Below are 24,121 nucleotides of genomic sequence, written 5' to 3'. Positions count from 1 at the left end.
TTTTTATTTGTAATTCCGGTACTTTCTACGTGTTGTGGGCTGACAATTACCCCTGTTTCTTGTCACAATAGGCCTTTGTGCGCAGCGTTCAGGAAACGCTATGCTGCGTGAAGCATATATACTCAAAATCCTTGCCGCCGTTGTTGTGTCAACGCGCAGGCGGCTTTAGAGATAACGCGTATAGTCATCTACAGCGGAGTGTGGTTACACCATGATGGACAGCTTACGCACGGCTGCTAACAGTCTCGTGCTCAAGATTATTTTCGGTATCATTATCGTGTCGTTCATTTTGACCGGCGTGAGTGGTTACCTGATTGGCGGGGGCAATAACTTCGCCGCCAAAGTGAATGGCCAGGAGATCAGCCGCGGGCAGTTCGAGAATGCGTTCAACAGCGAACGTAACCGCATGCAGCAACAGCTGGGCGATCAATACTCCGAGCTGGCCGCGAACGAAGGTTACATGAAAACGCTGCGTCAGCAGGTGCTGAATCGTCTTGTTGACGAAGCGCTGCTGGATCAGTATTCCCGCGAGCTTAAGCTCAACATCAGCGACGATCAGATTAAACAGGCTATTTTTGCCACGCCTGCTTTCCAGGTCGACGGTAAATTTGATAACAACCGCTATAACGCAATTGTTAATCAGATGGGCATGACCGCAGACCAGTACGCTCAGGCATTACGTAATCAGCTTACTACCCAGCAGCTGATTAACGGCGTTGCCGGTACGGACTTTATGCTGAAAGGCGAAACGGACGAACTGGCGGCGCTGGTCGCACAGCAGCGGATCGTGCGCGAGGCGACGATTGACGTTAACGCACTGGCCGCGAAGCAGTCTGTTACCGAGCAGGAAGTTGCCAGCTACTACGAGCAGAATAAAAACAACTTTATGACGCCGGAACAGTTCCGCGTGAGCTACATCAAGCTGGATGCTGCTGCTATGCAGGAGACGGCCAGCGATGCTGATATTCAGTCTTACTATGACCAGCATCAGGATCAGTTCACTCAGCCGCAGCGTAACCGCTATAGCATCATTCAGACCAAAACTGAAGATGAAGCCAAAGCGGTACTGGACGAGCTGAATAAAGGCGGTGACTTTGCTGCGCTGGCGAAAGAAAAATCTGCCGATATCATCTCTGCCCGTAAAGGCGGCGATATGGGATGGCTGGAAGATTCAACCACCCCGGATGAGCTGAAAAATGCCGGTCTGAAAGAAAAAGGCCAACTGTCTGGCGTAATTAAGTCTTCCGTTGGTTTCCTCGTTGCGCGTCTTGACGACGTACAGCCTGCACAGGTTAAACCGCTGAGCGAAGCCCGTGACGACATTGCGGCAAAAGTGAAGCAGGAAAAAGCGCTGGATGCCTACTATGCGCTGCAACAGAAAGTCAGCGATGCGGCCAGCAACGATAACGAATCTCTGGCGGGTGCAGAGCAGGCAGCAGGTATGAAAGCGGTTGAAACGGGCTGGTTTAGCCGTGACAGCCTGCCGGAAGAACTGAATTTCAAACCAGTCGCTGACATCATTTTCAATGGTGGTCTGGTTGGCGAGAACGGTACACCTGGCAGTAACTCCGATATCATCACCGTGGATGGCGATCGCGCGTTCGTGCTGCGTATTGCAGAGCACAAAGCTGAAGCCGTGAAGCCACTGGCTGAAGTGAAAGAGCAGGTAACTGCGCTCGTTAAGCACAATAAAGCAGAGCAGCAGGCGAAGCTTGATGCCGATAAACTGCTGGCGGATTTGAAAGCCGGTAAAGGCGATGAAGCGATGAAAGCTGCGGGTCTGAGCTTTGGCGAGGCAAAAACGCTGAGCCGTACGGATCAGGATCCGTTGAGCCAGGCTGCCTTTGGTCTGAGCCTGCCGGCGAAAGACAAGCCGAGCTACGGCGTAGCGAACGACATGCAGGGTAACGTTGTTCTGTTGGCGCTGGACGAGGTGAAAGCCGGTTCTATGCCTGAAGCGCAGAAGAAAGCGATGGTTCAGGGGATCACTCAGAACAACGCGCAGATTGTCTTCGAAGCGCTGATGAGCAACCTGCGTAAAGCCGCAAAAATTAAAATCGGTGATGCACTGGAACAGCAGCAATAACCGAGGCAGTTCGCAAAAAATTGCAAAAAGTTGTATCTACCAAAGGCCGCTTTCGCGGCCTTTTCCATTTCTGATATTTGCCATTTGTCTGCCGTTCTGCACCTCGCTATCGTGATTCCACTGTTAACAAACAAGGAGAAAACAGTATGAAACATGGAATCAAAGCCCTGCTTATCACTCTTTCATTGACCTGCGCTGGTATGGCCCAAACTGCATTGGCGGCTGAGCCTGTCGCCAAAAGCCAGGCGACTCAAACCAAAGCGGAAAACTCAGGGACGGCACAAAGCAAAGCCACACTGCCCGCTAAAGCAAGCGACGATGAAGGCACCAGGGTAAGCATCAACAGCGCTTCTGCGGAGGATTTAGCGCGAGTCATGAATGGCGTAGGTCTGAAGAAAGCGCAGGCGATTGTGAGCTATCGTGAGGAGTACGGACCGTTTAAAACGGTGGAGGACTTAAAGCAGGTGCCGGGTATGGGCAGTTCGCTGGTGGAGCGTAATTTGGCATTTTTAACACTTTAATAACTTGCACAGCGCTGAAAATTTGCCAGACTAGAGAGGTCATACCAGTTATGACCTCTCTACCCTGAATATATTCTTATAAAAACGTAAGGTTCCTGCGCTATGCAAACACAAATCAAAGTCCGTGGTTTTCATCTTGATGTCTATCAGCACGTCAACAACGCCCGCTATCTCGAGTTTTTGGAAGAAGCCCGCTGGGATGGTCTGGAAAACAGCGACAGCTTTCAATGGATGACTGCACACAACATCGCTTTTGTGGTCGTGAATATAAATATTAACTACCGTCGTCCAGCGGTGCTAAGCGACCTGCTGACCATCACTAGTCAGGTGCAACAGCTAAATGGCAAAAGCGGGGTGTTAAACCAGACAATTACCCTGGAGCCGGAAGGGCAGGTAGTGGCCGACGCGTTGATTACCTTCGTCTGTATTGATTTGAAAACGCAAAAAGCGCTGCCGCTGGAAGGGGAGTTACGCGAAAAACTGGAGCAGATGGTGCAGTAGCTCAACGTTGCCTGATGGCGCTTCGCTTATCAGGCCTACGGGCGATATTGTGTACGATGAATGCTGTCGGTAGGCCGGATAAGGCGTTTACGCCGCCATCCGGCACTATTCGCTCAATTATTTCAGGCCGGTTTTCTGCTTCATTGCCGCCATCACTCCCGGTTTATCCGCCAGATAATGGTTCAGGCCGTTGGCACGCAGATTACACGCCGCACAGTGACCGCAACCGTCACCTTTGATGCCGTTATAGCAAGTTAGTGTTTCTTCGCGTACCAGGTCCAGCTTGCCCCAGTAATCAGCCAGCGCCCAGGTTTCGGCTTTATCGATCCACATCAGTGGGGTTTCAAAGCGAATATCTTTCGCCATCCCCAGGCTTACGGCATGGTTCAGGGCTTTGACGAACTCATCGCGACAGTCCGGGTATCCAGAGAAATCCGTTTCACAAACGCCGGTAATGACTGCCTCTGCCTGCACCTGGTACGCGTAAATCGCTGCCAGCGTTAAGAACAGAATATTGCGTCCTGGCACAAAGGTATTGGGAATGCCGTTCGCATCCGGTTCGTAATCGGGTACCGGAATATTATCGCGGGTCAGGCTGCTGACAGCCAGTTCACTGAGCAGCGTGACATCAAGCACTTTGTGCGCGCGTGCGCCAAGTTTTAAGGCCAGGTCACGTGCGACATCAATCTCAGCGCGATGGCGCTGACCATAATCAAAGGTCACGCAGTGCACTTCATCATACTGATGCAGCGCTTGCGCCAGACAAGTCGTGGAGTCCTGACCTCCACTGAATACAACAACGGCACGTTTCATGGCTTTTCCTGACAAAATAACGAAGCCCTTATGGTAGCGCCTGGGCGTGTCGCCGACCAGCTTCTTCACGCTGAAGGAGGTGGCAGCCAGGCTTCGGTAAACTCGAACCAGCCACGAGGATTCAGGCGTACGCCGTTCACCCCTGGTGGCGCGCTGATGCGATAGTGATAATTGAACAGTGGCGTCAGGGTAGCGTCATGCATTAGCGTGGCGAAAACTTGTTGTAAAGCCGCGTGGCGATCGTCCTCATCGGCCTGGATTTGTAGGGCATCCAGGGTCGTTTGCAGATGTGTGTATGCTGGTGCATTCAATACATGTGACCAGAGCTGATCGCAGCGTAACCACTGTTCGAGAGTATATTCAGGTGCTTCACCAATCAGCCTGTCGCCCATCATCAGGTCGGCCTGGGCTAAAGGATGATCGCCATCCCAGTTTTTAGCATTATGAAAAATAAGGGTTAATTCACATCCAAGCAGTGCCAGCGCCTGGCGAAGCTGTTCAGCCATGGCGTGAAGTTCTACTGGCAGATGATAAGCCAGCGTCAGCTTTTCCGGTAATGCTACCTCGTCGAGTTCATCCCAGTGCGGGATACTCCATCCGGGCAGCAGTGCATTGCTTGGCGTGATCAGATTTTCATCCACTTCAAGCGTTTGTAGCAGGGAAGAACGGTGGATAATATCGACCAGTCGACGAGCCTGCTGCGTATTCAGGCGCGCGCTTTTTCTGAGTGTGAGATAGCAAAAACCAAGGCTGATCCCGCTGCTTACCTGGCTTAGCATAGGTAACTCTTCGGGTTTACCAATCGCAATTTGCACCGGATGGCGGCAGCTGGTGCCCAAATCCTGGGAGAAGAGCTGCGGGGTTATCCAGTATTCAATGGCTTTTAGCAGCGGATGACTCAGATGGTAGTGATCGTGACTCTCGATACGCACCAGCTCAGGAGTAAACAGTGTCAACCGGAACGGGCCGGTACCCACAAACGGGTGCTCAGGATGCGCCAGGTGACTGCTGTAGCTCGCCAGACGGTGTGCCAGCCAGAAGTCGGGACGATGCAGAATAAAGGTCAGACACTGGGGATGCGTAACCTCAATGCGCTTTACGCTGATAAATAGCTTATTCAGCGCTGGTAACTCTAACAGCTTCAGCAACTGTTGATGTAGCTGCGTGCTGCTTACCGTATCGCCGTTATGCCAATGCAGGGTGGAACGAATATAGAAATCCCAGCGCAGGCCGTCAGCGGAGATATTCCAGTGGTGGGCTAAGTCTCCACAGGGACGTTGCGTAGTGCTGTCAAATCGGGTCAGGCCAGAGAAAACTTGTCCAGCAAGGTGTTGCTCCGCGCGACCGGGGAGAAATCCAGGGTGCAAAGGGTCAAGCTGGCGATAATAGGGGATACGCAGGGTTGGCGTGTCGTTTTGCCATTGGCCGCCCATAAACGGTTGTAGCAACGTTCTTAATTCTCCCGGTGCTAATTGAGCGAGTTCCAGCACGCTAAGCTGTTCTCCCTTTTGCAGCGCCTGTTCCATCATGGTGTTGCGTAGGGAATCCGGCGTCACCAAAAAGCGTAATTGCCCGCGTTTCCCACGCCCAGACTGGGCGTGCCACTCCAGCCAGCCAGCATCCTGCGCTTGCTTCAGCAGGGTACGCACGTGGCGCTCACTGCAAAAACAGCGTTCGGCCAGTTCCCCGACGGTCACCGACTGCGGTTCGCCGTTCGAAGGCTGCCACAGGCGTTGGTATTGGTTCAGGCGATTCAACAATCTCATATACACTTCATCCTTCAAGCTGCCTCTTTGTTGGCTGCGTTTATTCACCCCAGTCACATACTGAAATGTATGCTCCTGGGCGTTCATTCACTTGCCGCCTTGATGCAACTTGAATGATTTTCTGTAATAAACCCGGAACAATTCATTTTATCTATTCACTATTACTTCCGTATATCTCAGGTGATACTGAATCACAAGTTAACCGCGTCACAGTGTGGAGAAAGAAATGGCTCGTCTGGCTGCATTTGATATGGATGGCACCCTTTTGATGCCGAATCACCATTTAGGTGACGAAACGCTTTCAACGCTGGCGCGCTTGCGTGAACGCGATATCACTCTGACATTTGCCACTGGCCGCCATGTGCTGGAAATGCGCCACATTTTGGGTTCTATCTCACTGGACGCCTTTTTGATCACCGGTAACGGCACGCGCATTCACTCTCTTGAGGGCGATGTGTTGCACCGTCAGGATCTGGATCCGAATGTTGCGGATATCGTGTTACATCAGAAATGGGATACCACCGCCAGCATGCATGTCTTTAATGACAACGGTTGGTTTACCGGACAAGAGATCCCCTCGCTGCTACAGGCGCATGTGTATAGCGGATTTCGCTACCAGATCGTCGATGTGAAACGTATTCCGGCTCATCAGGTAACGAAGATCTGTTTCTGCGGCGATCATGAGTCTCTGATCCAGTTGCGCATTCAACTGAATGAAGCGCTGGGAGAACAGGCGAATCTCTGTTTCTCCGCGGTTGATTGCCTTGAGGTACTACCGCTGGGCTGTAACAAAGGATCCGCGCTGGCGGTATTGAGTGACCACTTAGGATATTCAATGTCCGAGTGTATGGCGTTTGGCGATGCTATGAACGATCGCGAAATGTTAGGCAGCGTTGGGCGCGGCCTGATTATGGGTAACGCAATGCCGCAACTGATGGCTGAACTGCCTCATTTATCGGTGATTGGACATTGCCGTAATCAGGCGGTGTCACACTTTTTGACGCATTGGCTGGATAATCCGCATCTACCTTATTCCCCCGAATGAGAGATCCCTTCCAGCAAGCCAGACTTCGCGTCTGGCTTTTTTTTGTCTGCTTAATGTGTATTCAGCAACTGGGCAAGTTCCACTTTCCACGGCGTTAAATCACCGATGTGCGCGTCAACCCATTGCGGGTTGTAGTAGGTTTCCAGATAGCGTTCACCGCTGTCGCAGAGCAGCGTCACCAGTGAACCGGTTTCTCCGGCGTTGCGCATGCGCGCGGCAAGTTGCAGCGTTCCCCACATGTTGGTGCCGGTTGAGGCACCGACTTTACGACCCAACTGCGTTTCCAGCCAGTGCGCGGTAGCCACGCTGGCGGCATCCGGCACGCGCAGCATTTCATCGACCACATCAGGAATGAAAGAGGGTTCTACGCGTGGACGCCCGATACCTTCAATTTTGCTTCCTACCGGGCTGCGCAATGTCGCATCGCGATCCTGCCAGAAGGGCAGAAATACCGAATTCTCCGGATCTACTACCATCAGGCGAGTATCGTAGCCCTGACAGCGGATATAGCGGCCAATGGTTGCTGAGGTGCCGCCGGTGCCGGCGCTCATCACGATATGGCGGGGAACGGGATTGGGCTCGCACTGCATCTGACGAAAAATGCTGTCGGCAATATTATTATTGCCACGCCAGTCGGTGGCGCGCTCAGCATAAGTGAACTGGTCCATGTAATGGCCGTTCAGTTCACGCGCCAATTGTTCAGAGGCCGCGTAGATTTCGCAGGCGCTTTGCACGAAATGACAGCGACCGCCGTAAAATTCAATCTGTTCAACTTTACGTTTCGCCGTACAGGAAGGCATGACGGCAATAAACGGCAGCCCTAACAGTCGAGCGAAATAAGCCTCAGATACCGCCGTTGAACCGGACGATGATTCAATGATGGTGGTGCCTTCTTTGATCCAGCCATTGCACAATCCGTACAGAAACAGTGAGCGCGCCAGACGATGCTTCAGGCTCCCGGTCGGATGCGTGCTCTCATCTTTTAAATAGATCTGAATGCCCGGAAACGCCGGTAGCGACAGACGAATGAGATGTGTATCTGCAGAACGCTGATAATCCGCGTTGATTTCATTGATGGCGTTTTTAACCCAGGAGCTATTCATCATTAATAAATATCCATTTGTCATTTTGTGCCCAGAATAGCGAAAAGCACGGAAAAAATTGTTGCCATTTAGCCTTTAAAATAGAATGTAAGTAGAAAATTCTTCTCTGTGGAGTGGATATGCTAGACAAAATTGACCGTAAGCTGCTTGGCTTACTGCAACAGGACTGCACCCTTTCTTTGCAGGCGTTAGCAGATGCCGTTAATCTGACTACCACTCCCTGTTGGAAACGCCTCAAACGGCTCGAGGATGACGGTGTTCTGCTGGGCAGAGTCGCCTTGCTGGATCCGGAAAAACTGGGGCTGGGCTTAACCGCGTTTGTGCTGATCAAAACTCAGCATCACAGCAGCGAATGGTATTGCCGCTTTGTCACTGAAGTGACCGGAATGCCCGAGGTTCTGGGGTTCTGGCGTATGGCAGGGGAGTATGATTACCTGATGCGAGTGCAGGTCGCTGATATGAAAAGCTACGATGAATTTTATAAGCGCCTGGTGAACAGCGTACCGGGCCTGTCTGACGTCACCTCCAGCTTTGCCATGGAACAGATTAAATACACAACTGCTCTCCCTATTGAATAATTCTCCCGGCGCTTATTGCCGGAAATTTTGTCAGGACATAACGCGTGCGATTATTTGCTCAATTAAGCTGGTACTTCCGCCGGGAGTGGCGTCGCTACCTCGGGGCGGTGGCCCTGCTTATCATCATCGCTATCCTTCAGCTTATTCCGCCGAAAGTGGTGGGGATCATTGTGGATGGCGTAACGACACAACGCTTCACCACCGAGCGGCTGCTGATGTGGGTGGGAACCATTGCTCTGATCGCCGTGGTAGTTTATTTACTGCGCTATGTCTGGCGCGTGCTGCTGTTTGGCGCATCCTACCAACTGGCAGTTGAGCTGCGGGAAGATTATTACCGTCAGTTGAGTCGTCAGCATCCAGAGTTTTATCTGCGTCACCGCACGGGCGATCTGATGGCGCGTGCAACTAACGATGTTGACCGCGTGGTATTCGCCGCTGGGGAAGGCGTACTGACGCTTGTAGATTCGCTGGTCATGGGATGTGCGGTGCTGATCGTGATGTCAACGCAGATAAGCTGGCAACTTACGTTGATTGCGCTGCTGCCGATGCCGGTGATGGCGATAATGATCAAACGTTACGGTGATCGACTCCATAACCGCTTTAAGCTGGCGCAGGCGGCGTTTTCCAGCCTCAACGATCGTACTCAGGAAAGCCTGACCAGTATTCGTATGATCAAGGCCTTTGGTCTGGAGGATCGGCAGTCGGCATTATTTGCCGCTGATGCTGAAGATACAGGTAAGAAAAACCTGCGCGTGGCGCGCATTGACGCCCGCTTTGATCCCACGATTTATATCGCCATTGGGATGGCTAACCTGCTGGCGATTGCCGGGGGAAGCTGGATGGTGGTTCACGGTTCGCTGACGCTCGGCCAGCTCACCAGCTTTATGATGTATCTCGGTCTGATGATTTGGCCGATGCTGGCGCTGGCATGGATGTTTAACATCGTCGAGCGCGGCAGCGCCGCGTATAGCCGAATTCGCGCCATGCTGGCAGAAGCGCCGGTAGTGGATGACGGTACTGAACTGGTGCCGGAAGGACGCGGCGAGCTGGCGGTAGCGATTCGCGAATTTTGTTACCCGCAAACCACCCACCCGGCGCTGGAAAATGTGAATTTTCAGCTTAAACCAGGGGAGATGCTGGGCATCTGTGGTCCGACCGGCGCGGGGAAAAGTACGGTGCTGTCGCTGATCCAACGTCATTTTGATATCACCCAAGGCGATGTACGCTTTCATGATATCCCACTAACGCGCTTACAGCTGGATAGCTGGCGCAGCCGGCTGGCGGTTGTCAGCCAGACGCCATTCCTGTTTTCCGATACCGTCGGCAATAACATCGCCTTAGGACGCCCGCAGGCCACCCAGGCAGAGATCGAGCATGTGGCGCGCCTTGCCAGCGTTCATGAAGATATTTTACGTCTTCCTCAGGGCTATGACACCGAAGTGGGCGAACGTGGGGTGATGCTGTCTGGTGGACAAAAACAGCGTATTTCTATCGCCCGAGCGCTACTGCTGAATGCTGAAATCCTGATTCTGGATGATGCGTTATCGGCGGTAGATGGTCGTACCGAGCATCAGATCCTGCATAACCTGCGTCAGTGGGGCGAAGGCAGAACCGTGATTATCAGCGCCCACCGTTTATCGGCTCTGACGGAAGCCAACGAGATTATCGTGATGCAGCATGGGCATATTGCCCAGCGCGGTGAGCATGAATCTTTAGTGCAACAGCCCGGCTGGTATCGCGATATGTACCGCTATCAGCAACTGGAAGCGGCGCTGTCTGATGCGCCAGAAATAAACGAGGAGGCGGCTAATGCGTAGTTTTGGGCAACTATGGCCGACCCTGAAAAGATTGCTGGCGTATGGTTCACCATGGCGAAAACAGTTGGCGATTGCGGTGGTCATGCTGTGGGTGGCGGCTGCGGCGGAAGTCAGCGGTCCGCTGTTGATTAGCTATTTTATTGATAACATGGTGGCGAAGAACAATCTGCCGTTGGCGATGGTTGTCGGGCTGGTTGCGGCCTATGTCGGTCTGCAACTGCTGGCGGCAGGTCTGCATTACGCGCAGTCGTTGTTGTTTAACCAGGCGGCGGTTGGCGTCGTACAACAGTTACGCACTGACGTAATGGACGCTGCGCTGCGCCAGCCGCTCAGCGCCTTTGATACTCAGCCCGTCGGGCAGCTTATCTCCCGCGTGACCAATGACACCGAAGTTATTCGCGACCTGTACGTGACGGTGGTCGCGACGGTCCTGCGCAGCGCGGCCTTAATCGGCGCGATGCTGGTGGCGATGTTCAGCCTCGAGTGGCGTATGGCGCTGGTGGCGATGGCCATTTTCCCGGCGGTGATGGTGGTGATGGTGATTTATCAACGCTACAGCACCCCGATTGTGCGTCGGGTGCGCGCTTATCTGGCGGATATTAACGATGGCTTTAACGAAGTCATCAACGGCATGAGCGTTATCCAGCAGTTCCGCCAGCAGGCGCGATTTGGCGAGAGAATGGGGGAGGCCAGCCGCTCGCACTATATGGCGCGTATGCAAACCCTGCGACTGGATGGCTTTTTGCTGCGCCCGCTGCTGAGCCTTTTCTCGGCGCTGATCCTCTGCGGTTTGCTGATGCTGTTCAGCTTTACCTCTGGCAGCTCCATTGAGGTTGGCGTGCTGTACGCGTTTATCAGCTACCTCGGCCGTTTGAACGAGCCGCTGATCGAGCTGACCACCCAGCAATCCATGCTGCAGCAGGCGGTTGTCGCCGGCGAGCGAGTGTTCGAACTGATGGACGGGCCTCGTCAGCGCTATGGTGACGATGATCGACCGCTGAAGAGCGGGGACATTGAGGTGGATAACGTTTCATTTGCCTATCGTGACGACAATCTGGTGCTGCAAAACATCAGTCTGTCCGTGCCTTCGCGCAGCTTTGTAGCCTTGGTCGGACACACCGGTAGCGGCAAAAGTACGCTGGCCAGTCTGCTGATGGGTTACTACCCGTTGACGCAGGGCGAAATCCGCCTTGACGGACGTCCGCTGTCTTCTCTGAGCCACAGTGCGTTACGTCAGGGCATCGCGATGGTGCAGCAGGATCCGGTGGTGATGGCGGATACCTTCCTGGCAAACGTCACGCTGGGTCGTGATATCTCAGAAGAGCGGGTATGGCAGGCTCTGGAGACTGTGCAACTGGCAGCACTGGCGCGGGGGCTGAGCGAGGGGATCCATACCCGGCTGGGCGAGCAGGGCAATAATCTCTCCGTTGGGCAGAAACAGCTGCTGGCGCTGGCGCGGGTATTGGTGGAAACGCCGCAGGTACTGATCCTCGATGAAGCCACGGCCAGTATTGATTCCGGTACTGAACAGGCCATTCAGCACGCGCTGGCGGCGGTACGTGAACACACCACGTTGGTAGTGATTGCACATCGGTTATCGACGATTGTCGATGCGGATACCATTCTGGTGCTGCATCGCGGGCAGGCGGTTGAGCGTGGTACGCACCAGCAACTACTGGCGGCGCAAGGCCGTTACTGGCAGATGTATCAGCTGCAACTGGCGGGTGAAGAGCTGGCGGCCAGCGCACATGAGGATTCGGTTATCGCCTGATGGCGCTGCGCTTATCACGCCTACGGTCAACGCGGTTTTGTAGGCCGGATAAGGCGTTTACGCCGCCATCCGGCAATCAACAATCTGGTGCAAAAATGTAACGCACTATGCACCGTCATAGTGCGTTTTTTCTTTTTCTCCCCCAGCAATACCCTGCAAGCCTGAATTATTCCGCGTTTTTCATTCCTGGCACACCCCTTGCAATATTCCTCTCGTGTATCTGCAGCCACTACTGAATTCTGACTGGAGGGGATCTATGAAGCTGGTTACCGTGGTAATCAAACCGTTCAAACTGGAAGACGTCCGTGAAGCACTGTCGTCTATTGGTATTCAGGGGCTGACCGTCACCGAAGTGAAGGGCTTTGGCCGACAGAAAGGTCATGCTGAGCTGTACCGTGGGGCTGAATATAGCGTCAATTTTCTGCCAAAGGTGAAGATTGATGTGGCGATTGCCGACGACCAACTGGATGGCGTGATTGATGTCATCAGTAAAGCGGCATACACCGGAAAAATTGGCGACGGCAAAATCTTCGTCGCCGAGCTGCAACGTGTGATTCGTATTCGTACCGGCGAAGCCGACGAAGCCGCACTGTAACTTCTGGCACACAGTGATAGGAAACCAAAAAATGAAGATAGCAACGATGAAAACAGGTATTGCTTCACTGGCGCTACTGCCGGGACTGGCAATGGCGGCACCGGCGGTTGCGGATAAAGCAGATAACGCTTTTATGATGATCTGTACCGCGCTGGTGCTGTTTATGACTATCCCTGGCATTGCGTTGTTCTACGGCGGTTTGATTCGCGGTAAGAACGTGCTGTCGATGCTGACTCAGGTGACGGTGACATTCGCTCTGGTTTGTATTCTATGGGTGGTTTATGGCTACTCACTGGCATTTGGCGAAGGGAATAATTTCTTCGGCAACTTCAACTGGGTATTGTTGAAGAACATCGCGCTGACGGCGGTCACGGGGAGCTTCTACCAGTACATTCACGTTGCTTTTCAGGGTTCTTTCGCCTGCATCACCGTTGGGCTGATTGTCGGGGCGCTGGCTGAACGTATTCGCTTCTCTGCGGTGCTGATTTTTGTAGTGGTATGGTTAACGTTGTCGTACATCCCCATTGCCCATATGGTCTGGGGCGGCGGCTTGCTGGCTTCCCACGGTGCGTTGGATTTTGCCGGCGGAACAGTCGTGCATATCAACGCGGCGATTGCCGGTCTGGTTGGTGCGTATCTGATTGGCAAACGCGTCGGTTTTGGCAAAGAAGCCTTTAAACCGCATAACCTGCCGATGGTCTTCACCGGTACCGCTATTCTCTATATTGGTTGGTTTGGCTTTAACGCCGGTTCAGCGGGAACGGCGAATGAGATTGCCGCACTGGCCTTCGTCAATACCGTGGTCGCCACCGCCGCAGCCATCCTCGGATGGATCTTCGGTGAATGGGCGCTGCGTGGCAAACCGTCCCTGCTGGGCGCGTGTTCTGGTGCTATTGCGGGTCTTGTGGGGGTAACACCGGCATGTGGCTATATTGGTGTCGGCGGCGCGCTGATTATTGGTGTCGTTGCGGGACTGGCTGGCCTGTGGGGTGTGACCATCCTGAAGCGTATTCTGCGCGTGGACGATCCGTGTGATGTGTTTGGCGTGCACGGCGTGTGCGGCATTGTCGGCTGCATCCTGACCGGGGTGTTCGCTGCCAGCTCTCTGGGCGGCGTGGGCTTTGCCGAGGGCGTGACCATGGGGCATCAGCTGCTGGTGCAACTGGAAAGCGTGGCGATTACCATCGTCTGGTCCGGTGTGGTGGCTTTCATTGGCTATAAGCTGGCGGATATGACGGTGGGTCTGCGTGTACCGGAAGAGCAGGAACGCGAAGGTCTGGATGTGAACAGCCACGGCGAGAACGCTTACAACGCTTGATGTTTCAATCTGCCGGATGGCAACGCTTTTGCGCCGCCATCCGGTAATTCTCAATTACGATTACGCATTACCCCTTCCTGCACGGTAGAGGCGACCAGCACGCCGTCCTGCGTATAAAACTCCCCGCGTACAAAACCCCGGGCACCGGAGGCCGAAGTACTCTCGACGTTATACAACAACCACTCATTGATATTGAACGGACGATGGAACCACATGGAGTGGTCAATGGTGGCGATCTGAATCCCTTTTTCCAGGAAACCAATTCCGTACGGCTGCAGCGCAACAGGCAGGAAGTTCAGGTCTGAAGCATAACCCAGCAGATATTGATGGACGCGCAGATCGTCCTGCAGCTCGCCGTTTGCGCGGATCCAAACCTGGCGCGCCGGAGGTGCGACGTGACCTTTTAAGGGGTTATGAAATTCAACCGGACGCACTTCCAATGGACGATCGTTGATAAATTTTTCTTTCAACAGCGGCGGCAGCAAATGCGCCACTGAGCGGGCAATTTCTGTTTCTGATTTAAGCTCATCGGGACTCGGCGCATCCGGCATGGTTTTCTGATGTTCAAATCCGTCTTCCGGCGCCTGGAAAGAGGCTGTCATGTAAAAAATAGGTTTACCATTCTGGATTGCGGCAACGCGGCGTGCGCTGAAGCTGTTACCATCACGCAGGACTTCTACATCATAGATGATGGGCTTTTGGCTATCGCCGGGGCGTAAAAAGTAGCTGTGAAAGGAATGGACCAGACGCTCTTCTGGTACGGTTTCCTTTGCGGCATACAGCGCCTGACCGACAACCTGTCCCCCAAAAACCTGACGTAACCCTAAGTCTTCACTTTGGCCCCGAAAGAGTCCTTCTTCAATTTTTTCCAGATTTAACAATGTCAGCAAATTTTTCAGCGCCAGACTCATACGTGCTCTCCAGGTTATATCGTTCTCGCAGCGAGGTAGGCAGAGTATAACGCAATTTTGAAAGTGGTCCGATGGGTGCAATTGTCTGAATTAAAGGCCTATTACAGGCAAAAACAGCTATCTTGTGCCACACTTAGTCACGTTATGTTTTTGTTAACCACTCTTCTGGCGAGGAAAGTTCTCGCTGGTGCATAGATGAAAAGGAGAATTTAATGAAACTCGTGCACATGGTAAGTGGTTTAGCGGTTGCGGTCGCTCTGGCAGCTTGCGCCGATAAAAGCGCGGATATTCAGACACCTGCGCCAAGCCCTAATACGTCAATTGCTGACACACAGTCTAAAATTCAGCAGCCTAATGTCTCCGGTACAGTATGGATCCGCCAGAAAGTGGCCTTGCCACCTGATGCGGTGCTGACCGTAACGCTGTCAGATGCTTCACTGGCCGATGCGCCGTCAAAAGTGCTGTCGCAAAAAGCGGTCCGTACTGAAGGTAAACAAGCGCCATTCAGCTTTGTATTACCGTTTAACCCGGCTGATATTCAACCTAACGCCCGTATTCTGCTAAGTGCGGCAATTACGGTTAATGACAAACTGGTCTTCATTACTGATACCGTGCAGACGGTCATCAATCAGGGGGGGACAAAAGCTGACCTGACGCTGGTCCCTGTACAGCAAACGGCAGTACCGGTTCAGGCGAGCGGTGGGGCTGCCACCACGGTGCCGTCAACGTCACCAACCCAGGTGAATCCGTCTTCTGCCGTCCCTGCTCCCACACAGTACTAAGGCAGTCGTAACCCTCTCCGCCCAGAGAGGGTTAGTACACCCAGCGATAGCGCTGTAAATCGATCTGTCCGCTTCCTGAAACCACTATTCCTTCAGCCAGCAACGCCTGACGCTGCCGTTGCAGATCGGGGCCTGTCAGCGAAATGGCACCATGACGATTAACCACCCGATGCCAGGGCAAAGTGCTGCCTTCGGGGAGACGCTTAAGCACGCCGCCTACCTGGCGCGCAGCACGCGGCGAACCGGCAAGCCTGGCAACATCGCCATAGGTGGTGACGAAACCTTCGGGGATTGACGCGACGATTTGCCAGACGCGTTGGGGGAAAGTGTCTTGTATATCCATCATTTATTCCTGCGCTAATCCTCCAGCATAATGCTGAACGGCGAAGGAGTGAAGCCGCATTGCACAAGAAAACAGCATCCGATGCTGGATGGGTTGCAATTACAGGGTGCAGCAGTGATAATGCGCCTGCGCGTTGGTTAACAACGCTCTCAATGGGGGCTCTGTTGGTTCTCCCGCAACACTACTCTGTTTACCAGGTCAGGTCCGGAAGGAAGCAGCCAAGGCAGATGACGTGTGTGCCGGGATGTAGCTGGCAGGGCCCCCACCCAATTCTGCCGTCCGGCAATTTTCCTTCTGTTTATCTTCTTTTCTTTGTCATCGTATTGTCATTTTAATGTCATCAAATGCTGTCAATGTGTTTCGGGGATGTTATTTGATGCTTTTGCCGCCGCCATCGCACTGTAACGACAGGGTCTTACATTCGGTGTGTTTTGGCTGACCACAAGGATTTTCTACGATGTCGACCGCTGTATTGAATGTCAAAATTGATGAGGCGCTAAAAGAAAAGCTTCGCCATTACGCTGAAGTGCATAGTGAAAATTTAAGTATCGCGACGGAAAAACTACTGCTGATCGCGTTTTCCGCCGTTGAAGAGGCGGGAGTCTCCGCTGAGGATATCGATAGCCAGCATACGGAAGAATCCGTGGTTGAAGCACTGACTCCTAAAGAAATCAAAGCATTGCGAAGACTACTGAAGAAGAAAAAATGAAACAACAACCGCTCTCAACCGCCTGTAATTATGGCGAAGCCTGTGAAATGCTGCGTTCCGGTTATGTGAAACATGTTCGTCTGAGCTGGAACGTCGGCAGCGATGAGTTCTTCCGTATTGCCTCCGACTGGTGTGATGCCGGGGCAAAAATTAAGAAAGACGGTGAGAATTTCGTGATTTCTCTGAAGGGGTTTCCGGTTCCTCCTCAGCGGTAATATTGCCGGGACATCCTCGTCCATCACGGCATTCAAGGACGAGTCCTTTGACTCGTCGTTTAGATTATTTTACGTATTTTCCCGCTGCTGGCCTGCAAACGCAGGTTATCCCAAATGGGTTGCAACACCCGGAAGGCGGCACGCGTTGTGTCATCCGGTAATGTGAAGGGCATACGCAAAAAGCGGTCAAATGCACCATCAAGACCGAAACGCGTACCGGTTCCCAACTGAATGCCTGCGATTTCGGCGCGCGTAGCGAATAGCGTTGCCAGCGTATCGGGCAGTTCAACCCAAAAAGAGAGTCCTCCCTGTGGCTGGGTAAACTGCCACTCCGGGAAATGTGCGTTCATCAGATCCGAGCACAGATCTCGCTGCGATGTGAGTAGCCGTCTTCTGTCAGGAAGAAAGTCGGCGGCATTATCCAGCAGCCAGCTGGTGGCGAGTTGTTCAAGCACCGGGGAGCCTAAATCGAAGGTGTCGCGAGTTTGTACCAGCGCCGCAATGGTTCGCGCCGACGCCCGAATCCAGCCCAGACGCAATCCTCCCCAAAAGCTTTTCCCGGCAGATCCCAGCAGGATGATCGGCGCATTGCGGTTGAATGCGGCAAGCGGCGGTGGTGGCGGGGTGTCATACCACAGGTTCACCATGGTCTCATCAATCACCAGCGTGGTGCGGGTCCTTTCAGCAATATCTGCCACGACCTGGCGAGTTGCAGCGTCCATGCAACGCCCGGTCGGATTGTGAAAGTCCGGCATCAGATAGGCCATTCTCGGTGCGGTTTGCGCGATGGTGGCGACCAGACCTGCCGTATCCCAACCGTGTTCGGGCAGCGACACACCGACGGGACGACATGATGCGCCTTGAATCGCGGCAATCGCCAGCGGATACGTGGGATGATCGACCACCACGCGATCGCCTGGGCCGGTGAGTAAACGCAGGATCAGCGCCAGGCCACTGACCGCGCCGTTCACGACCATAATCTCATCGGGCTGCGTCGGGAGTCCGCGTTCGCAATAATGCCGGGCGATGGATTCACGCAAAACCGCCAGTCCCTGTGGTAGATACCCGGAACTCAGCAAATGCTGCGGCATCGCAAACAGCGCTTGTTGGTAAGCATGGTGAATTTCGGGACCGGCACTCAGCGCCGCCGTGGACAAATCCAGCGCTGTACCGGTACTGGTTCGTGTAGGCACATGACGAATGTGTTCCGGCAGGATCACCCGTGAGCCGCTCCCATGACGGCTTTCCAGATATCCCTCTTCACGCAGTTGCGCCATGGCGCTGGCGACGGTGGTTCGGCTCACTTGCAGAACGGCAGCGAGCTCGCGTTCGCCGGGTAAGCGACTATCCAGCGCCAGTCGACCATCAAGGATCAGCAGACGTAACGCTTCTGCCAGCTGTCGCCAGATTGGCGTTCGTGAGGGGTTTTCCTGCCAGTGTCCGAGCAGGCGCTGCAAAGACTGGCTTCCGTAACGGCGTGATGACATAGCAGTCCACTTTTTGAAAACTGGACATTAATCATAGTGCCAATTGCGGTGATGATGAAAGTTATCTGAGAGTGAGAGGGGAAAAGCATGCTGCGTCGTTTACTTCAGCTGTTCATCGGGCTGACGCTGTACGGTGTGTCGACGGCGATGTTTGTCCGTGCCGATTTAGGGGCCGATCCGTGGAACGTGTTTCACCTGGGCGTGGCCAATTTATTGTCGATGAATATTGGCGTGGTGATCATTGCCGTGGGTGTGTTGGTACTGCTGGCGTGGATACCGCTGCGCCAGCGTCCAGGGTTTGGCACGTTGAGCAACGTGATTATGATCGGGCTGGCGGCAGATGCCGCGCTGCTGGTGATTCCGGGATTTGAATCCCTGCTGGCGCGCAGCGGGCTGTTGGTGTCAGCGGTGATCTTGAATGCGTTAGCAACCAGCCTGTACATTGGTGCCGGTTTTGGCGCCGGTCCGCGTGATGGTCTGATGACCGGTATCCACGCACGTACCGGCTGGCCAGTACGACGAATTCGAACCGCAATTGAAGTGTCGGTGCTGCTTATCGGTTGGTTGCTGGGAGGAACCGTGGGGGTTGGTACGGTGCTGTATGCCTTGGCTATCGGACCACTCATTCAGCTTTGCCTGCCGTGGTTTCGCCATCAGCCGCAGGCACGTATTCGCATCAAGAATACGCCTGGGGCTGATGGCGACTAAACTTAACCTCGACTGACGCGGCCGGAATCGGCTTGCCGCGCAGTACACTTCGGAGGTTTTTCTCATGAAGTATGTTGATGGCTTTGTGGTTGCCGTACCCGCTGAAAACAAGGAGGCGTACATTGCGATGGCGGCAAAAGCAGCTCCGCTTTTCAAGGAGTTCGGTGCATTGCGCGTGGTGGAGTGCTGGGCAGATGATGTCCCTGACGGCAAATTGACCGATTTTCGCATGGCTGTGAAAGCGCAGGATCATGAAGAAGTGGTATTCAGTTGGATTGAATACCCTTCCAAAGAGGTCCGCGACGCGGCGAATCAGAAGATGATGTCCGATCCCCGTATGAAGGAATTCGGTGAATCTATGCCATTTGATGGCAAGCGAATGATCTACGGTGGATTTGCGCCCATTATGGAAGAGTGATGTGACTGGCTGTGCGGCGTGCCGCCAGCCATCTCAACATCAACAGCCATGTTAAAGCCGTTTTTCTGCCCACAGTATAAATTCCGTTTTCGGCAGCGCTTTGCTGTAAAGCCAGCCTTGACCGTACTGCACTCCGTGCTTGCGTAGCCAGGTTTCCTGATTCTCGGTTTCGATACCTTCCGCCACCATCTCAAGTTTCAACGCTTTTGCTATCTCGATGATATGTGGTGTGACGTTGTTGTACTCCAGTGCATCGACGAACGATTTGTCTATCTTCAGAATGTCTACATCCAGATCCTGCAAATAACTCAGGCTGGAATAGCCGGTACCAAAGTCATCAATATAGATTGAATGACCCGCCTGACGGTATTTGGCAATAAACGGCGCGCTGTTTTTTGGGTCAGCAAATTCGCGTTCAGTTAGCTCCAGCGCGATTTGCGCAGGCTTAAGTTGCCAGTGATTCACCTTCTGGCTTAACAGGGCCGGAAGCGTTTCGGAGGACAGATCGGCTGACTCAAGGTTGATGGATATATGCTGCTCAGGATGCTGACGCAGCCATTTGCCTAAATCTTCAAATACGCTTTCAATAATCAACCGGGTGAGGGACTCTGTCAGCCCGGTTTCATGCGCCAGCGCGACGAAAATTTCAGGTGACAGATAACTCCCATCGGCCTGCTGCCAGCGAGCCAGCGCCTCTGCCCCAACCACTTTCCCCGTTTTGAGCGAGATAATTGGTTGATAGTGGACTTTGATGTCCCGATGCTGGATAGCGTCCTGCAACTGGTGATGGGGCGACTGTAAGCGGCGCAAAATACGCAAAATAAAGGCGGCGGTGAGCAAACCGATAAGAATACCTGCCGGGAGCCAGATCAGTGCCTGCCGGTGCCAGGTTTTTTGCAATGGTAGGGTAGACGCCCAGGTTACGATCGTGATGCCCAACTCAGGAAAGGGGCGGGCGTTATAAATGCTGCCATCTTTGTTAAAATGAGTAATCGATCGTTCTTGCTGTATATGCTGCAAAACGTCCGATGGCAGATCGGCGCTACTGGCAACCACGACGTTGCGCATGGTGCCAATGATAGTCACTTCAATCGGCCATGAGCCAAACGGGATGACGTCAATGAAAGAACCCGGATCGACCATCACAATATAATGTTCGCTCCCTAATGCTGCCATAAAGCGCTTGATGCCCAAATCATTTTGCGTGGTAAGCCATGCGCGATATCCATCAGGAGTGACTTTCATTGCGGGTGGAAATGCGTCTGCCTGGCTTCTTTTTTCCAGAGATGAGCATTGCGGAACGTTATCTTTGAGGTACAGCACTTCCTGAATATAGCGATAGCTATATGACAAACGACGCATTTCCAGCAGATGCTCATCACTACAAGGCACCCCCCTGAAATGCTTCAATATGGCGTAATGCTTTTTTCGCCTGCTCGCCTACGCGTTCCGTACGTAATGCGACTCGTGTTGAGAACATGTCGAGTTCATCGATAAATTTCGTTTCGACCTGACGATGTGCAAGCCACAGGCTTAAACCTACAGGCGCGAGGATGGAAAGGAACAGTACCCCAGTCACCAGGCTTATCAGATGTCGTGTTGTCACAGTGATATCCTTATTTACACAGCGTAGGGAAAGTATATCTGAAACCCCGAAAAGCTATTCGATTGACATCATATATTTACGGCCACTTATCATCCCGTTTAACTCCCTGTAGCGTAAATCAGGTTGTGGTTTGTACAAGAGTGGTGTATTTTGTTGGTTATGTTATAACGTAACAAATCGAGGTTGCCATGAAACCGGATATTCATCCTTTTTACCGTACCGTGGTGTTTCACGATACCAGTGCCAATGAATTCTTTAAGGTCGGTTCGACCATTAAGACTGAGCGTGAAATTGAGTTTGAGGGGGAAATGTACCCGTACGTGACCCTCGATATCTCTTCTAAATCGCATCCGTATTATACCGGGAAACAAAAAACCTTTGATAATGAAGGTAGTGCAGCACGTTTCCAAAAACGTTTTGGTCATTTTATTGGCGTTAAGCGGAGTTAAAATGCAGGTACTCAATTCACTTCGCAGCGCAAAACAGCGCCATCCTGACTGCCAGATAGTAAAACGCAAAGGGCGTTTGTACGTTATCTGCAAAACGAATCCGCGCTTTAAAGCAGTACAGGGGCGTAAAAAGAGACGTTAGTTTCTTTGCCAGCATTTCAGGGATTAAAGTGCGTTGCCTGGGCAGGAACGCACTTTTTTTATCTGCGCTGAGATGCCGTTACTGGGTGGTCTGGGCGCGGGTAAGCGTAAAGACATCGTAAAACGAGAGTTCGCCTTTGCGCGATATCATCTTTTGCAGCTGTGCTTTATGTTCGCTATCCACGGACGGTGAGTGCAGGATAGTATCGATGAGCGAGGAGGGGACAAAGCGCGTGTTGTACCATTCTCCGTTATAGCAAACTCTAAAATCCAGAACGTCGATATCTTCAAAGCGGTACCGTGGCGCAACGTCGAAAAAGAAAAAGCCGTTGAGTACAACGAACAGTACCACCAGCAGCCATACTGAATCGACTAACGTTTCTGACTGTAGCATCACCGCCAGCGTGGCAAACCAGGCAACATACATGCCGATAAACAGCCCAGGGTGTTTGCGAATAAAGCTGATGCTAAAGCGCGGTTTGTTGTCACGCTTCTCGCGAATATTTAAGTCGTCGATTGTTTCAGTAAGCAGGCGCTGTATTTCTGTCATCTCTTGCCTTCGTGATATCTGCAAAATTCAGGAGGGATCGCCCTATTTTAAAAGGGGATACCCTTTGAAGAAAGTAACAGATTAACCGTAATTTAGCATAACAGTTACATTTAAGATCACAGCGTTTTGATGATCCTTGCGGGATTGCCCCCAACCACGGTGTTTGCTGGAACGCTTTTAGTGACTACTGCGCCTGATGCCACAACCACGTTATCGCCCAGCGTGACGCCAGGATTGATCACTGCACGGCCACCTATCCAGACATTATTGCCGATAGTCACGGGCTTTCCGAACTCAAGGCCACTGTTGCGCTCGGTAGCATCCAGCGGATGGGTCGCGGTATAGATATGAACGCCAGGTGCCAGCATGCAGTTGTCGCCAATATGAATTGGACAGACGTCGAGCATAACGCAGTCGAAATTAGCGTAAAAGTCTTTACCAAGATAGATGTTATAACCGTAATCACACCGGAAAGAGGGTTCAATATAGGCACCCTCACTCTGACCTAACAGATCATGCAGGATTGCCTGACGCTCATTTTTTTCATCGGGAGCGGTGAGATTGTAGCGATGGATCAACTGACGAGCGCGTAGTCGGTCACTGCGCAGCGTTTCATCTGCCGGGCGATAGTATTCGCCGACGATCATTTTTTGCTTTTCATTACGCATTACGATTTCCCTGTGTACTGAAGGTTATTTCAGCACAGTAAAACGTAATGCAAGCAAGGGGAACGTTCCCGCTTCTTTGCTGTGATCATAGTCACGTGATTTGAATTAAATAACCATTGTATACCTTAAATAATTCGAGTTGCAGGAAGGCGGCGACGCAGCGAATCCCTGGGAGCGTACATTAGTACGTGACTAGGGTGAGCGAGGAAAGCCAACGCACATGCAACTTGAAGTATGACAGGTATAAATACGAAAACGGTCAGCCAGACAAATGTGCCGCTATACCTGACTTAACCTTGAGTGCAATTAGCGAATGAATTTCCAAACAGAAGTTGGAATCTTGTCGTAAAGCTTATTCATGGTCAATTCAGCAAGGCGATGATCTGCTGCTGAGTAAAATACAGCCAGTTCGTTGTCGGACAATTCATATTTATTTTTTTCAATAACGCGCTCTAGCGTATCAATTGTCTGGCAACGTCGCAGGCGCATCAAATAATCTGTTTTAGTTAATGGTTTATCGGACATAACTCTTACCTATGATTGTAATAATTTTTAACAAGACAAACTAACAGGATTAGCCCTGGTGGCATTGACAAAACAGCGAAACAGTCGATTACCTGACTTCCGCCATTTCTGCAGATCCTGCGTATTAATACCATAACTGCTGAACAACATAAAAGTGTCATCCAGGTATTCATCTATCTGCGCGATCAGCTTATTGTCCTCATTGTACTTAATTTTATAATTAAGTGCGAAGGTTGCAATATGCTCTATCAGTTCATTGAGCTGCAAGCTGGTTGCAGAGGTAGGGTCATTAACCCAGCCATGGTTACTTTGTTCAAGGTTTGCAAGACAGTCATGATACAGAGTTTCGCAGAGAAATTTAAGCTGCGCGATATCATGTCTTTTGGGTGAGTATTCATCCATAACGCATCCCCTTCTTAGTGGCTTAAACTAACCGAACACCTTTCGGGATGGATACAACAACTACCTGGAACTTGCCCGTGACTCCTGATGATTTAACTATAATCTACTCTAAAAAAGATTTCATCGTCATATCACGAAAAATTACAATTATGTAAAATTATGATGCTACGTCATTTTTACATTTTAACAGATAAATGCCGCAATTCGAAATGGGACAATTTCTTTATTCTTCGGGCAATCATCGGGTTATCTTGTTTAGGTTTAGCAACGAAAGGCAACAACCGACAATGAAA

General features: G+C 52.2%; 27 protein-coding genes, 1 other RNA gene and 1 pseudogene. 17 read left to right on the top strand and 12 right to left on the bottom strand.

Annotated features, from left to right (window positions below; genetic code table 11):
• The first annotated feature begins 211 nt into the window (after window positions 1-211).
• From ppiD to fadM, 3 genes are all read left to right on the top strand, one after another.
• A complete protein-coding gene (gene ppiD, locus SK39_RS05715) occupies window positions 212-2,086 on the top strand; it encodes a peptidylprolyl isomerase (RefSeq protein WP_003835953.1) in 1,875 nt (624 codons plus the stop codon).
• 146 nt (window positions 2,087-2,232) lie between these two features.
• A complete protein-coding gene (locus tag SK39_RS05710) occupies window positions 2,233-2,607 on the top strand; it encodes a helix-hairpin-helix domain-containing protein (protein ID WP_048216757.1) in 375 nt (124 codons plus the stop codon).
• Between the two features lie 102 nt (window positions 2,608-2,709).
• Window positions 2,710-3,108, top strand: coding sequence for a long-chain acyl-CoA thioesterase FadM (fadM, locus tag SK39_RS05705; RefSeq protein ID WP_003021636.1), 399 nt, complete (start codon window positions 2,710-2,712; stop codon window positions 3,106-3,108).
• A gap of 117 nt (window positions 3,109-3,225) precedes the next feature.
• Here the strand turns inward: fadM and queC are convergent, their stop codons facing one another.
• Window positions 3,226-3,921: a 7-cyano-7-deazaguanine synthase QueC gene (gene queC / locus SK39_RS05700; protein WP_003835948.1), complete on the bottom strand. Its 696-nt coding sequence runs from the start codon at window positions 3,919-3,921 to the stop codon at window positions 3,226-3,228.
• Window positions 3,922-3,986: 65 nt separating this feature from the next.
• The gene (locus tag SK39_RS05695; protein ID WP_048217395.1) at window positions 3,987-5,687 is read right to left on the bottom strand and encodes an SgrR family transcriptional regulator; all 1,701 of its coding nucleotides are present in this window, start codon (window positions 5,685-5,687) and stop codon (window positions 3,987-3,989) included.
• A gap of 226 nt (window positions 5,688-5,913) precedes the next feature.
• Here SK39_RS05695 and cof point away from each other — a divergent pair, with 226 nt between their 5' ends.
• A complete protein-coding gene (cof, locus tag SK39_RS05690; protein WP_003021643.1) occupies window positions 5,914-6,732 on the top strand; it encodes an HMP-PP phosphatase in 819 nt (272 codons plus the stop codon).
• 50 nt (window positions 6,733-6,782) lie between these two features.
• Here the strand turns inward: cof and SK39_RS05685 are convergent, their stop codons facing one another.
• Window positions 6,783-7,838, bottom strand: a complete 1,056-nt coding sequence (locus tag SK39_RS05685; protein ID WP_220128868.1) for a PLP-dependent cysteine synthase family protein — start codon at window positions 7,836-7,838, stop codon at window positions 6,783-6,785.
• A 116-nt stretch (window positions 7,839-7,954) separates the two neighbouring features.
• Between SK39_RS05685 and SK39_RS05680 the strand changes: the two genes are divergently transcribed.
• The 5 genes from SK39_RS05680 to amtB all read left to right on the top strand — a co-directional run bounded on the left by SK39_RS05680 (window position 7,955) and on the right by amtB (window position 13,914).
• A complete protein-coding gene (locus SK39_RS05680; RefSeq protein WP_003021649.1) occupies window positions 7,955-8,413 on the top strand; it encodes an Lrp/AsnC family transcriptional regulator in 459 nt (152 codons plus the stop codon).
• A gap of 44 nt (window positions 8,414-8,457) precedes the next feature.
• The gene (locus tag SK39_RS05675) at window positions 8,458-10,230 is read left to right on the top strand and encodes a SmdA family multidrug ABC transporter permease/ATP-binding protein (RefSeq protein ID WP_003021651.1); all 1,773 of its coding nucleotides are present in this window, start codon (window positions 8,458-8,460) and stop codon (window positions 10,228-10,230) included.
• Window positions 10,223-12,001, top strand: a complete 1,779-nt coding sequence (locus SK39_RS05670) for a SmdB family multidrug efflux ABC transporter permease/ATP-binding protein (protein ID WP_003021654.1) — start codon at window positions 10,223-10,225, stop codon at window positions 11,999-12,001. The genes SK39_RS05675 and SK39_RS05670 overlap by 8 nt, the downstream gene beginning before the upstream one ends.
• Before the next feature lie 256 nt (window positions 12,002-12,257).
• Entirely contained in the window at window positions 12,258-12,596 is a 339-nt protein-coding gene (gene glnK / locus SK39_RS05665; RefSeq protein ID WP_003021657.1) for a P-II family nitrogen regulator, read from the top strand.
• A gap of 31 nt (window positions 12,597-12,627) precedes the next feature.
• Window positions 12,628-13,914: an ammonium transporter AmtB gene (amtB, locus tag SK39_RS05660; protein ID WP_003835936.1), complete on the top strand. Its 1,287-nt coding sequence runs from the start codon at window positions 12,628-12,630 to the stop codon at window positions 13,912-13,914.
• Window positions 13,915-13,964: 50 nt separating this feature from the next.
• Here the strand turns inward: amtB and tesB are convergent, their stop codons facing one another.
• The gene (gene tesB, locus SK39_RS05655; protein ID WP_003835934.1) at window positions 13,965-14,825 is read right to left on the bottom strand and encodes an acyl-CoA thioesterase II; all 861 of its coding nucleotides are present in this window, start codon (window positions 14,823-14,825) and stop codon (window positions 13,965-13,967) included.
• A 212-nt stretch (window positions 14,826-15,037) separates the two neighbouring features.
• Here tesB and SK39_RS05650 point away from each other — a divergent pair, with 212 nt between their 5' ends.
• Window positions 15,038-15,607 (top strand): YbaY family lipoprotein, encoded by a 570-nt coding sequence (locus SK39_RS05650; protein ID WP_003021666.1) that lies wholly within the window; start codon window positions 15,038-15,040, stop codon window positions 15,605-15,607.
• A gap of 31 nt (window positions 15,608-15,638) precedes the next feature.
• Here the strand turns inward: SK39_RS05650 and SK39_RS05645 are convergent.
• Window positions 15,639-16,028: pseudogene (locus SK39_RS05645) on the bottom strand (MGMT family protein).
• An 84-nt stretch (window positions 16,029-16,112) separates the two neighbouring features.
• Between SK39_RS05645 and ffs the strand changes: the two are divergent.
• From ffs to SK39_RS05635, 3 genes are all read left to right on the top strand, one after another.
• Window positions 16,113-16,209: signal recognition particle sRNA small type (gene ffs, locus SK39_RS25445), an RNA gene on the top strand.
• A 198-nt stretch (window positions 16,210-16,407) separates the two neighbouring features.
• On the top strand, window positions 16,408-16,659 hold the full coding sequence (locus tag SK39_RS05640) for a hypothetical protein (protein ID WP_003021699.1): 252 nt from the start codon (window positions 16,408-16,410) through the stop codon (window positions 16,657-16,659).
• Window positions 16,656-16,874, top strand: a complete 219-nt coding sequence (locus SK39_RS05635) for a hypothetical protein (protein ID WP_003021701.1) — start codon at window positions 16,656-16,658, stop codon at window positions 16,872-16,874. Before SK39_RS05640 ends, SK39_RS05635 begins: the two co-directional genes overlap by 4 nt.
• A gap of 59 nt (window positions 16,875-16,933) precedes the next feature.
• Here the strand turns inward: SK39_RS05635 and yczR are convergent, their stop codons facing one another.
• The gene (gene yczR / locus SK39_RS05630) at window positions 16,934-18,361 is read right to left on the bottom strand and encodes a MocR-like transcription factor YczR (RefSeq protein ID WP_003835931.1); all 1,428 of its coding nucleotides are present in this window, start codon (window positions 18,359-18,361) and stop codon (window positions 16,934-16,936) included.
• Window positions 18,362-18,448: 87 nt separating this feature from the next.
• On the opposite strand from yczR, the gene yczE reads away from it, so the two are divergent.
• Together yczE and SK39_RS05620 are read left to right on the top strand one after the other, a co-directional pair.
• The gene (gene yczE / locus SK39_RS05625; RefSeq protein ID WP_048216756.1) at window positions 18,449-19,069 is read left to right on the top strand and encodes a membrane protein YczE; all 621 of its coding nucleotides are present in this window, start codon (window positions 18,449-18,451) and stop codon (window positions 19,067-19,069) included.
• A gap of 64 nt (window positions 19,070-19,133) precedes the next feature.
• Window positions 19,134-19,487 carry a DUF1428 domain-containing protein gene (locus SK39_RS05620; RefSeq protein ID WP_003831033.1) on the top strand — a complete coding sequence of 118 codons (354 nt, stop codon included), beginning with the start codon at window positions 19,134-19,136 and terminating at the stop codon, window positions 19,485-19,487.
• 51 nt (window positions 19,488-19,538) lie between these two features.
• On the opposite strand, the gene SK39_RS05615 is transcribed toward SK39_RS05620, so the two are convergent.
• Both SK39_RS05615 and SK39_RS27795 read right to left on the bottom strand, forming a co-directional pair.
• Window positions 19,539-20,849, bottom strand: coding sequence for an EAL domain-containing protein (locus SK39_RS05615; protein ID WP_410734095.1), 1,311 nt, complete (start codon window positions 20,847-20,849; stop codon window positions 19,539-19,541).
• Window positions 20,850-20,868: 19 nt separating this feature from the next.
• Window positions 20,869-21,093 (bottom strand): hypothetical protein, encoded by a 225-nt coding sequence (locus tag SK39_RS27795; protein ID WP_410734094.1) that lies wholly within the window; start codon window positions 21,091-21,093, stop codon window positions 20,869-20,871.
• Window positions 21,094-21,281: 188 nt separating this feature from the next.
• On the opposite strand from SK39_RS27795, the gene SK39_RS05610 reads away from it, so the two are divergent.
• Window positions 21,282-21,542: a type B 50S ribosomal protein L31 gene (locus SK39_RS05610; protein ID WP_003835926.1), complete on the top strand. Its 261-nt coding sequence runs from the start codon at window positions 21,282-21,284 to the stop codon at window positions 21,540-21,542.
• 1 nt (window position 21,543) lies between these two features.
• Window positions 21,544-21,684, top strand: a complete 141-nt coding sequence (ykgO, locus tag SK39_RS25440; protein WP_005125190.1) for a type B 50S ribosomal protein L36 — start codon at window positions 21,544-21,546, stop codon at window positions 21,682-21,684.
• A gap of 78 nt (window positions 21,685-21,762) precedes the next feature.
• On the opposite strand, the gene SK39_RS05605 is transcribed toward ykgO, so the two are convergent.
• The 4 genes from SK39_RS05605 to tomB form a co-directional block, all read right to left on the bottom strand.
• Window positions 21,763-22,233 carry a YlaC family protein gene (locus SK39_RS05605; RefSeq protein ID WP_003021724.1) on the bottom strand — a complete coding sequence of 157 codons (471 nt, stop codon included), beginning with the start codon at window positions 22,231-22,233 and terminating at the stop codon, window positions 21,763-21,765.
• Window positions 22,234-22,349: 116 nt separating this feature from the next.
• Complete coding sequence (gene maa / locus SK39_RS05600) at window positions 22,350-22,901, bottom strand: maltose O-acetyltransferase (RefSeq protein ID WP_032936967.1); 552 nt, start codon at window positions 22,899-22,901, stop codon at window positions 22,350-22,352.
• A 306-nt stretch (window positions 22,902-23,207) separates the two neighbouring features.
• A complete protein-coding gene (locus SK39_RS05595; RefSeq protein ID WP_002892050.1) occupies window positions 23,208-23,426 on the bottom strand; it encodes an HHA domain-containing protein in 219 nt (72 codons plus the stop codon).
• 27 nt (window positions 23,427-23,453) lie between these two features.
• Window positions 23,454-23,828 carry an Hha toxicity modulator TomB gene (gene tomB / locus SK39_RS05590; protein ID WP_003021733.1) on the bottom strand — a complete coding sequence of 125 codons (375 nt, stop codon included), beginning with the start codon at window positions 23,826-23,828 and terminating at the stop codon, window positions 23,454-23,456.
• Between the last annotated feature and the right edge of the window lie 293 nt (window positions 23,829-24,121).

Origin of the sequence: Citrobacter sp. BIDMC107 (assembly GCF_001037575.1) — a bacterium.
GTDB lineage: Bacteria > Pseudomonadota > Gammaproteobacteria > Enterobacterales > Enterobacteriaceae > Citrobacter > Citrobacter freundii.
Note: the sequence above shows the minus strand (reverse complement) of the source record. Positions and strands in the feature narration are given on the sequence as shown.

Coding starts and splice junctions, on each gene's coding strand:
- ppiD (WP_003835953.1), top strand. CDS start 212: ATGATGGACAGCTTACGCACGGCTGCTAACAGTCTCGTGCTCAAGATT.
- SK39_RS05710 (WP_048216757.1), top strand. CDS start 2,233: ATGAAACATGGAATCAAAGCCCTGCTTATCACTCTTTCATTGACCTGC.
- fadM (WP_003021636.1), top strand. CDS start 2,710: ATGCAAACACAAATCAAAGTCCGTGGTTTTCATCTTGATGTCTATCAG.
- queC (WP_003835948.1), bottom strand. CDS start 3,921: ATGAAACGTGCCGTTGTTGTATTCAGTGGAGGTCAGGACTCCACGACT.
- SK39_RS05695 (WP_048217395.1), bottom strand. CDS start 5,687: ATGAGATTGTTGAATCGCCTGAACCAATACCAACGCCTGTGGCAGCCT.
- cof (WP_003021643.1), top strand. CDS start 5,914: ATGGCTCGTCTGGCTGCATTTGATATGGATGGCACCCTTTTGATGCCG.
- SK39_RS05685 (WP_220128868.1), bottom strand. CDS start 7,838: ATGATGAATAGCTCCTGGGTTAAAAACGCCATCAATGAAATCAACGCG.
- SK39_RS05680 (WP_003021649.1), top strand. CDS start 7,955: ATGCTAGACAAAATTGACCGTAAGCTGCTTGGCTTACTGCAACAGGAC.
- SK39_RS05670 (WP_003021654.1), top strand. CDS start 10,223: ATGCGTAGTTTTGGGCAACTATGGCCGACCCTGAAAAGATTGCTGGCG.
- glnK (WP_003021657.1), top strand. CDS start 12,258: ATGAAGCTGGTTACCGTGGTAATCAAACCGTTCAAACTGGAAGACGTC.
- amtB (WP_003835936.1), top strand. CDS start 12,628: ATGAAGATAGCAACGATGAAAACAGGTATTGCTTCACTGGCGCTACTG.
- tesB (WP_003835934.1), bottom strand. CDS start 14,825: ATGAGTCTGGCGCTGAAAAATTTGCTGACATTGTTAAATCTGGAAAAA.
- SK39_RS05650 (WP_003021666.1), top strand. CDS start 15,038: ATGAAACTCGTGCACATGGTAAGTGGTTTAGCGGTTGCGGTCGCTCTG.
- SK39_RS05640 (WP_003021699.1), top strand. CDS start 16,408: ATGTCGACCGCTGTATTGAATGTCAAAATTGATGAGGCGCTAAAAGAA.
- SK39_RS05635 (WP_003021701.1), top strand. CDS start 16,656: ATGAAACAACAACCGCTCTCAACCGCCTGTAATTATGGCGAAGCCTGT.
- yczR (WP_003835931.1), bottom strand. CDS start 18,361: ATGTCATCACGCCGTTACGGAAGCCAGTCTTTGCAGCGCCTGCTCGGA.
- yczE (WP_048216756.1), top strand. CDS start 18,449: ATGCTGCGTCGTTTACTTCAGCTGTTCATCGGGCTGACGCTGTACGGT.
- SK39_RS05620 (WP_003831033.1), top strand. CDS start 19,134: ATGAAGTATGTTGATGGCTTTGTGGTTGCCGTACCCGCTGAAAACAAG.
- SK39_RS05615 (WP_410734095.1), bottom strand. CDS start 20,849: ATGCGTCGTTTGTCATATAGCTATCGCTATATTCAGGAAGTGCTGTAC.
- SK39_RS05610 (WP_003835926.1), top strand. CDS start 21,282: ATGAAACCGGATATTCATCCTTTTTACCGTACCGTGGTGTTTCACGAT.
- ykgO (WP_005125190.1), top strand. CDS start 21,544: ATGCAGGTACTCAATTCACTTCGCAGCGCAAAACAGCGCCATCCTGAC.
- SK39_RS05605 (WP_003021724.1), bottom strand. CDS start 22,233: ATGACAGAAATACAGCGCCTGCTTACTGAAACAATCGACGACTTAAAT.
- maa (WP_032936967.1), bottom strand. CDS start 22,901: ATGCGTAATGAAAAGCAAAAAATGATCGTCGGCGAATACTATCGCCCG.
- SK39_RS05595 (WP_002892050.1), bottom strand. CDS start 23,426: ATGTCCGATAAACCATTAACTAAAACAGATTATTTGATGCGCCTGCGA.
- tomB (WP_003021733.1), bottom strand. CDS start 23,828: ATGGATGAATACTCACCCAAAAGACATGATATCGCGCAGCTTAAATTT.